The 8,033-nt window shown below is 62.4% G+C and carries 7 protein-coding genes; all 7 read right to left on the minus strand.

From position 1 onward, the window contains the following. Window position 1: 1 nt before the first annotated feature. Window positions 2-1,729 (minus strand): hybrid sensor histidine kinase/response regulator, encoded by a 1,728-nt coding sequence (locus AC07V0_RS14505; protein WP_495019682.1) that lies wholly within the window; start codon window positions 1,727-1,729, stop codon window positions 2-4. Then, entirely contained in the window at window positions 1,713-2,876 is a 1,164-nt protein-coding gene (ercA, locus tag AC07V0_RS14510) for an alcohol dehydrogenase-like regulatory protein ErcA (RefSeq protein ID WP_436275441.1), read from the minus strand. The genes AC07V0_RS14505 and ercA overlap by 17 nt, the downstream gene beginning before the upstream one ends. A gap of 116 nt (window positions 2,877-2,992) precedes the next feature. Next, complete coding sequence (pqqE, locus tag AC07V0_RS14515; protein WP_495019683.1) at window positions 2,993-4,126, minus strand: pyrroloquinoline quinone biosynthesis protein PqqE; 1,134 nt, start codon at window positions 4,124-4,126, stop codon at window positions 2,993-2,995. Beyond that, window positions 4,123-4,875: a pyrroloquinoline-quinone synthase PqqC gene (gene pqqC, locus AC07V0_RS14520; protein ID WP_018929700.1), complete on the minus strand. Its 753-nt coding sequence runs from the start codon at window positions 4,873-4,875 to the stop codon at window positions 4,123-4,125. The genes pqqE and pqqC overlap by 4 nt, the downstream gene beginning before the upstream one ends. Window positions 4,876-4,923: 48 nt before the next feature. Then, on the minus strand, window positions 4,924-5,838 hold the full coding sequence (pqqB, locus tag AC07V0_RS14525; protein WP_495019684.1) for a pyrroloquinoline quinone biosynthesis protein PqqB: 915 nt from the start codon (window positions 5,836-5,838) through the stop codon (window positions 4,924-4,926). A 53-nt stretch (window positions 5,839-5,891) separates the two neighbouring features. Continuing rightward, window positions 5,892-5,963, minus strand: a complete 72-nt coding sequence (gene pqqA / locus AC07V0_RS14530; RefSeq protein ID WP_081499480.1) for a pyrroloquinoline quinone precursor peptide PqqA — start codon at window positions 5,961-5,963, stop codon at window positions 5,892-5,894. A gap of 316 nt (window positions 5,964-6,279) precedes the next feature. Continuing rightward, window positions 6,280-7,800: an acetaldehyde dehydrogenase ExaC gene (gene exaC, locus AC07V0_RS14535; RefSeq protein WP_495019685.1), complete on the minus strand. Its 1,521-nt coding sequence runs from the start codon at window positions 7,798-7,800 to the stop codon at window positions 6,280-6,282. Between the last annotated feature and the right edge of the window lie 233 nt (window positions 7,801-8,033).

Raw genomic sequence — 8,033 nt, forward strand, 5'->3', positions numbered from 1 at the left:
GCTACGCCAACAACTGACTCAACACCGCACGCAACTTGCCGGGTTTCACCGGTTTGTTCAGCAATGGCGCGTCGAGCCGCTGCAACGAGCGTCGACACTGATCGGTGCGGTCGGCGGTGATGATCACCGCCGGTATCGTCCGGCTGAAATGCTCGCGCAGATGCCGGACCACTTCACAGCCCACCACCCCGTGATCGAGGTGGTAATCCGCCAGAATCAGTTCCGGCGCCTGCCCCTGCAAAGCCACCAGCGCGGTGGCCTCATCGGTGGCGGTGACCACCTCGCAGCCCCACTGCCCGAGCAGTGCGCTCATGCTTTCAAGGATGCTGACTTCGTTGTCCAGCACCAGCAGGCGCCGCCCCGGCAGCGGGTTGCCGGTGCTCGGCTGCGGCGCGGCCTGGCTGATCGGCAGTGGAATCTCACGGGAAATCGGCACCTCGATGCTGAACATCGAACCGCGCCCTGGCCGCGAATGCACCTGAATCCGGTAATCGAGGATCTTGGCGATGCGTTCGACAATCGCCAGTCCCAGGCCCACGCCCTTGCGGTCGGCGGCACGGCCAACGTCCAGTTGGTTGAATTCGAGGAAGATCGAGTCGAGACGGTCCGCCGGGATCCCGCGCCCGGTGTCCCAGACTTCGATTCGCAGCGCGTTGCCCCGGCGCCGGGCACCCAGCAGGATGCTGCCGTCGTCGGTGTAGCGGCAGGCATTGCTGAGGAAGTTGCGCAGAATCCGCGTCATCAGGCGCAAGTCGGTATGAATGGCGTAATCGCCCATGTGCACCCGCAGGTTCAACCCGGCCGCCGCGGCCACCGACTGAAACTCCGAAACCAGTGGCGCGAACAATTCATCGAGGCGGTACAGGGCGATGTCCGGCTTTACCGCGGCCTGATCGAGCCGGGAAATATCCAGCAGGTCGGTGAGCAAGTCCTCGGCCCCTTCCAGCGCCTGATGCGTGCGTTCCACCAACACCTGCTCGACGTCGGGCAGCTTGCGCTCGCGCAAGGTCGAGATCAGCAAACGCGCGGCGTTGAGCGGTTGCAGCAGGTCGTGACTGGCGGCGGCGAGGTATTTGTCCTTGCTGCGATTGGCCGCTTCGGCGGCATCACGGGCGTCGCGCAAGGCTTCGGCGATCTGTTTACGCTCGGTGATCTGTTGTTGCAGATTGCGGTTGGCGTCCAGCAACTCATTGGTGCGCGCGGTGACCCGTTGCTCCAGTTGATCATTGAGCTGTTGCAAGCGCTCCTGGGCCTGTTTTCGTTCGGTGATGTCGGCGACGAACCCCTCCACCAGGCCTTCCTGATCCGGTTTGAGCAGCAGGTTCATCAACACGTCGAGGACAGTGCCGTCCTTGCGCCGCAGCTGGGTTTCATAGCCCAGCAGGCTGCGCTCACGCTGGAGGACTTCGCCGATGCCTTCCAGCTCTTGCGCGCCGCCGACGAACAGCGTGCCCGCCAGGTCCGTCAGGGAAAACAGCACCTCCTGCGGGTCCTGATAGCCAAGCATCCGCGCCAGCGCCGGGTTGGCGGCGCGCATGCCTTCCTGCAGGCTGGCCTGGAAGATCCCGTGCACCGCGTTTTCGAACAGCCATTTGTAGCGGTTGCGCTCGGCTTCCAGTTCATCCAGGCGCGCGGCCAGTTCCGGGTAATGACTCTTGCGCGCCGAGTGATTGCCCAGGCCGAGTAACCCGGTCAGCGCCCGTTGCTGTTCGTCAGAGGGCTTCGCCATAGACGACCTCGACGTCGCGCTGGCTGGACTCGCGCGGGTTGGTAAGGATGCACGGGTCATCCATGGCATGTTGTGACAGGAACGGAATGTCCGACGTACTCACCCCGTGCAGGCCCAGGGTTTCGTGGAAACCGATGGCGTGTTTGAGGGCGATCAAGTGGTCGACCAAACGTCCGCAGATCTGCCGGTGGTTCAGGCCGCGACAATCGATGCCGAAGGTCTCGGCGATCACCTTGAAGCGCTCCGGCGCCGAGCTGTAGTTGAACGCCACCACGTGTTCCACCAGCACCGCGTTGCACAAGCCGTGAGGCAGATCGAGGAATCCACCGAGGCTGTGGGACATGGCGTGCACCGCGCCGAGGATCGCGTTGGAGAACGCCAGCCCGGCCTGCATGCTGCCGAGCATGATTTTTTCCCGCAGGGCGATATCGCCGGGGTTGGCGATCATTTGTACCAGATTGCCGTTGATCAGCCGCATCGCCTCCAGCGCATGCGGGTCGGTGAGCGGCCCGTGGCCGGTGGAAACGAAGGCCTCGATGGCGTGGACCAACGCGTCGATGCCGGTACAGGCCGACAGGAACGGGTCCATGCTCAGGGTGGTTTCCGGGTCGATCAGCGACACGTCCGGCACCGCAGCCTTGCTGACGATGGAGAATTTCATGCGTTCTTGCTGATTGGAGATGATCACGAACTGCGACACATCGGCCGACGTGCCGGCGGTGGTCGGGATCAGGATCAGCGGCGGGCTGGGCATGCGCAGGGTGTCCACACCCTCGAATTCAAGAATGTTGCGCCCGTGGGCGACGACGATGCCGATGCCCTTGCCGCAATCCATCGGGCTGCCGCCGCCGACCGCGACGATCACATCGCAGTGATTCTCCCGGTACAGCTCGGCGCCGAGCATCACTTCCTCGATCCGCGGGTTGGGCGAAACGTCACTGTACACAAAGTAATCGATGCCCTGGGCTTGCAGGCTGGCCTCGACATCGGCGACCCAACCGGCGGCGATCACACCGGGGTCGCTGACCACCAGCACCTTGCGGGCGCCGAAGGTCTTGGCGTAATTGCCGACGTTATGCCGACATCCGGCACCGAAGATGATTTCAGGTGAAACGAATTTACGCAGTTGACTGAGATTCTGGCTCATTGGAAAGCCTGTTTTTATTGTTTTGAAAGGTAAAGCCAACACTAAAGCATCCGGCTGCGAATGCAATCAGACCAATGGGTAGCAACTACCGGGGGTGGGGGCTTCGCGTTCGCAATTTATCCGCGATAGATCAGCCGCGAAGCCTTTTCATTGCGCAAGGTCAGGTGTTCCATGCCCTGCCCCGGCGCGTCGGCTTCGTCCCGGGCCTTGAGGATGACGCTGTGGTGCGGCGACTTGCTGCACACCGGGTCGGCGTTGCTCGCGTCCCCCGTGAGCATGAACGCCTGGCAGCGGCAGCCGCCCAGGTCCTTATGCTTTTCATCGCAGGAACGGCACGGCTCTTTCATCCAGTCATCGCCACGAAACCGGTTGAAACCGAAGGAGTCGTTCCAGATATGTTCGACGCTGTGCTCACGCACATTGGGGAACTGCACCGGCAGCTGACGCGCGCTATGACAAGGCAACGCCGTGCCGTCCGGGGTGATGTCGAGAAACAGGTTGGCCCAGCCATTCATGCAGGTCTTGGGGCGCTCTTCGTAGTAGTCCGGGGTGACGAAAATCAGCTTGCACGGGTGGCCCTCGGCCTCAAGCCGCTGGCGATACTCGTTGGTGATGCGCTCGGCGCGCTGTAATTGTTCGCGGGTCGGCAACAGGCCGACGCGGTTGAGTTCGGCCCAGCCATAGAACTGGCAGGTCGCCAACTCGACGAAATCCGCCTCCAGCTCCAGGCACAGCTCGATGATCTGCGCGATCTGGTCGATGTTGTGCCGATGGGTAACGAAGTTCAGCACCATCGGGTAGCCCTGGGCTTTCACCGCCCGGGCCATGGCCAGTTTCTGGGCGAAGGCCTTGCGTGATCCGGCGAGCATGTTGTTGACCGCTTCGTCGGCGGCCTGAAAGCTGATCTGGATGTGGTCCAGCCCGGCGACCTTGAAGTCGCGGACCTTCTGCTCGGTCAGGCCGATACCCGAGGTGATCAGGTTGGTGTAGTAACCCATGTCCCGCGCGGCCTTGATCAGCTCGGCCAGGTCCTGGCGCACCAACGGCTCGCCACCGGAAAACCCCAGTTGCGCGGCGCCCATCTCCCGGGCCTCGCGGAACACCCGGATCCACTCTTCCGTGCTCAACTCCTCACCCTGTTGGGCGAAATCCAAGGGATTGGAGCAATACGGGCATTGCAGCGGGCAGCGATAGGTCAGCTCCGCCAACAGCCACAACGGTGGGCCGGATAGCTGCTCGATCGCGTTCACAGGGCGATCCCCCGGTGCCAGACCCGCTCGGCGGTGACGGTGTGATACGGCGGGCGGTCCAGCTCATAGGCCATGCTCATCGCGTCGAGCATGCTCCACAGCACATCAAGCTTGAACTGCAGAATCTCCAGCATGCGCTGCTGGCCCTCGACCGTGACGTAATGCGCCAGGGTGATGCGCAAGCCATGCTCGACATCGCGCCGGGCCTGGCTCAGGCGCGTACGGAAATAGTCGTAACCGGCCGGGTCGATCCATGGGTAATGGCTGGGCCAGGCGTCGAGCCGAGACTGATGGATCTGCGGCGCGAACAGTTCGGTCAGCGAACTGCTGGCCGCTTCCTGCCAACAAGCACGGCGGGCGAAATTGACGTAGGCGTCCACGGCAAATCGCACACCCGGCAGCACCAACTCTTGCGAGAGAATTTGTTCGCGATCCAGCCCCACCGCTTCGCCCAGACGCAACCAGGCTTCGATGCCGCCTTCGCTGCCGGGGACACCGTCATGGTCGAGAATCCGTTGCAGCCATTCCCGCCGCACGTCGCGGTCCGGGCAGTTGGCGAGAATGGCCGCGTCCTTCAGTGGAATGTTCACCTGATAGTAGAAGCGATTGGCGACCCAGCCCTGGATCTGCTCGCGGGTGGCGCGCCCGGCGTACATGGCTTGGTGGAATGGATGATGGATGTGGTAATAGGCGCCTTTGGCGCGCAGGGCCGCTTCGAATTCGGTGGGGGTCATGGGGGTGTCAGTCATTGCGGTTCTCCGGGGAATAACCGTTGGGTTCTGCGATGAGGCAGTCCGCTACAGCTCAATACTCATGCCGTCATAGGCCACTTCAATCCCCCGCCGCTCCAGCAACGCCCGCTCGGCCGAGTCTTCGTCGAGGATCGGGTTGGTGTTGTTGATGTGGATCAGCACCTTGCGCTGGCGATTGAAGCCCTCCAGCACTTCGAGCATCCCGCCGGGACCGCTTTGCGGCAGGTGGCCCATTTCGCGGCCCAGGCTCTGGCCGACTTCACATACGCGCATTTCATCGTCGCGCCACAGCGTGCCATCCAGCAGCAGGCAATCGGCGCGCTGCATCCAGCTCAATACCTCGTCGTCGACCTGCCCCAGACCCGGCGCATAGAACACCGATGCACCGTTGCGCAGGTCTTCGATGAACAGGCCGATGGTGTCCCCCGGCTGCGGGTTGCCACGGTTGGGGGAATACGGCGGTGCGTTGCTGACCAATGGAATGGCGCGAAATTGCAGGTGTTGGCAGGCTGCGATGCTGAACGGCTCACGGTCCAGTTCGATCGGTTGCCACTGCAAACCACCGTTCCAGTGCTTGAGCATGGTGAACAACGGGAAGCCGCTGCTCAGGTCTTCATGCACCCGCTCGGTGCACCAGACCGAATGCGGGCAGCCTTCGCGCAGGCTCAACAGGCCGGTGCAATGGTCGATCTGACTGTCCAGCAGGACCACGCCGGCAATCGCCGTGTCACGCAGCCGCCTGGCCGGTTGCAGTGTCGGGAAGCTTTCGAGTTGGGCGCGGATGTCTGGTGACGCATTGCAGAGTATCCATTCCACACCGTCGTCGCTCAGGGCAATGGACGACTGCGTGCGGCGTTGCGCGCGCAGGGTGCCGTGGCGCATCGCCGCGCACTGGCGGCAGTTGCAGTTCCATTGCGGAAAACCGCCGCCGGCGGCGGAACCGAGAACGCGGATGTGCATGGCAGGCTCCAGAAAGCAGGCCCGGCCAACGCGACGGCTGACCGGGCGATCAATCAACGGTTGGCGAAATACATCGTCACTTCGAAGCCAATGCGCAGATCGGTAAACGCGGGTTTATGCCACATGGGTCATTCCTCTTCTTGTGCCGGACGATTCCGGTGGAGCCATTAATGCACGGGGCGCCGACTGCCCGAATGCTACTTTCGAAGGAGGTGGCGGCGTGCGTTGGTAGGGGGGCGCGCAGATCTTAAGCACCACACAAAATCCTGTGGGAGCGGGTTTGCCCGCGATAGCGGAATGTCAGTCAACGAATGTGTTGAATGTGACGACGCCTTCGCGGGCAAGCCTCGCTCCTACAGGGATGCGCGGACCTCACGGCCAACACATAACCTGTAGGAGCGAGGCTTACCCGCGAAGGCCATCACCCGGTTTCAGGTCGGATCAGAAGAACCCCAGCGGATTGATGTCGTAGCTCACCAGCAGGTTTTTGGTCTGTTGGTAATGGTCGAGCATCATCTTGTGGTTCTCACGGCCGACACCAGACTTCTTGTAGCCACCGAACGCGGCGTGGGCCGGGTACAGGTGGTAGCAGTTGGTCCAGACGCGCCCGGCCTTGATCGCCCGGCCCATGCGGTAGGCGCGGTTGATGTCGCGGGTCCACAGGCCCGCACCGAGGCCGAACTCGCTGTCGTTGGCGATCGCCAGGGCTTCGGCTTCGTCCTTGAAGGTGGTGACACCCACCACCGGGCCGAAGATTTCTTCCTGGAACACGCGCATTTTGTTGTGGCCCTTGAGCAGCGTCGGCTGGATGTAATAGCCGCTGGACAAGTCGCCTTCCAGCCGCTCGGCCGCGCCGCCAGTGAGCAGTTCGGCGCCCTCCTCCTGGGCGATTTTCAGGTACGAGAGGATCTTGTCGTATTGCTGCTCGGACGCCTGGGCGCCGACCATGGTCTCGGTGTCCAGCGGGTTGCCACGCTTGATCTTGACGATCTTCTTCATCACCTCGGCCATGAACGGCTCGTAGATCGATTCCTGCACCAGTGCCCGCGACGGACAAGTGCAGACTTCGCCCTGGTTGAAGAACGCCAGCACCAGGCCTTCGGCGGCTTTTTCGATGAACTGCGGTTCGGCGTTCATGATGTCTTCGAAGAAGATGTTCGGCGACTTGCCGCCCAGCTCAACGGTGCTTGGAATGATGTTCTCGGCTGCGCAATGCATGATGTGCGCGCCCACCGGGGTGGAACCGGTGAAGGCGATCTTGGCGATGCGCTTGCTGGTGGCCAGCGCTTCACCGGCTTCGCGACCGAAGCCCTGGACGATGTTCAGCACGCCGGCCGGCAGCAAATCGGCGATCAGCTCGGCGAACACCATGATCGACAGCGGTGTTTGCTCGGCGGGTTTGAGCACGACGCAGTTGCCGGCAGCCAGGGCCGGGGCGAGTTTCCACGCGGCCATCAGCAGCGGGAAGTTCCACGGAATGATCTGCCCGACCACGCCCAGTGGTTCGTGGAAATGATAGGCGGTAGTCAGTTCGTTGATTTCAGCGGCACCGCCCTCTTGAGCGCGGATGCAACCGGCGAAGTAACGGAAGTGGTCGGCGGCCAGCGGCACGTCAGCGTTGAGGGTTTCGCGCACGGCCTTGCCGTTGTCCCAGGTTTCGGTGACGGCGAGGATTTCCAGGTTCTGTTCGATGCGGTCAGCGATTTTCAGCAGCACCAGCGAGCGGTCCTGCGCCGAGGTTTTGCCCCAGGCATCAGCGGCGGCATGGGCGGCGTCGAGAGCCTTTTCGATGTCGGCGGCGCTGGAGCGCGGGAATTCGGCGATCACTTCACCGGTGACCGGTGAGGTATTGGTGAAGTACTCGCCATTGACCGGGGCGACGAACTCGCCGCCGATGAAATTGCCGTAGCGCGGTTTGAAGGAAACGATGGCGCCAGGTGTTCCGGGTTGTGCGTAGATCATGATGGGCCTCTGTCTGGGTCGATGCCTGTCAGGCCAACAGGCGATGAACCGATAGTAGAGAGCCCCGCCTGTCAGACGAATGCGCCGTTGGCAGGGGGACTCTCGTTATTTGGTAGTAGAAGGCGCCGCTGTGTCAGCGGGCTTTTGTGGCGAGGGTGTCTCGTCCTGAATAAGGTTTACACCTTCTGACTTATCTTCAGGAGGAACCAATGGATACGGGAAAAAGGCGCAGC

This window comes from Pseudomonas sp. GW821-FHT01E10 (assembly GCF_059422365.1).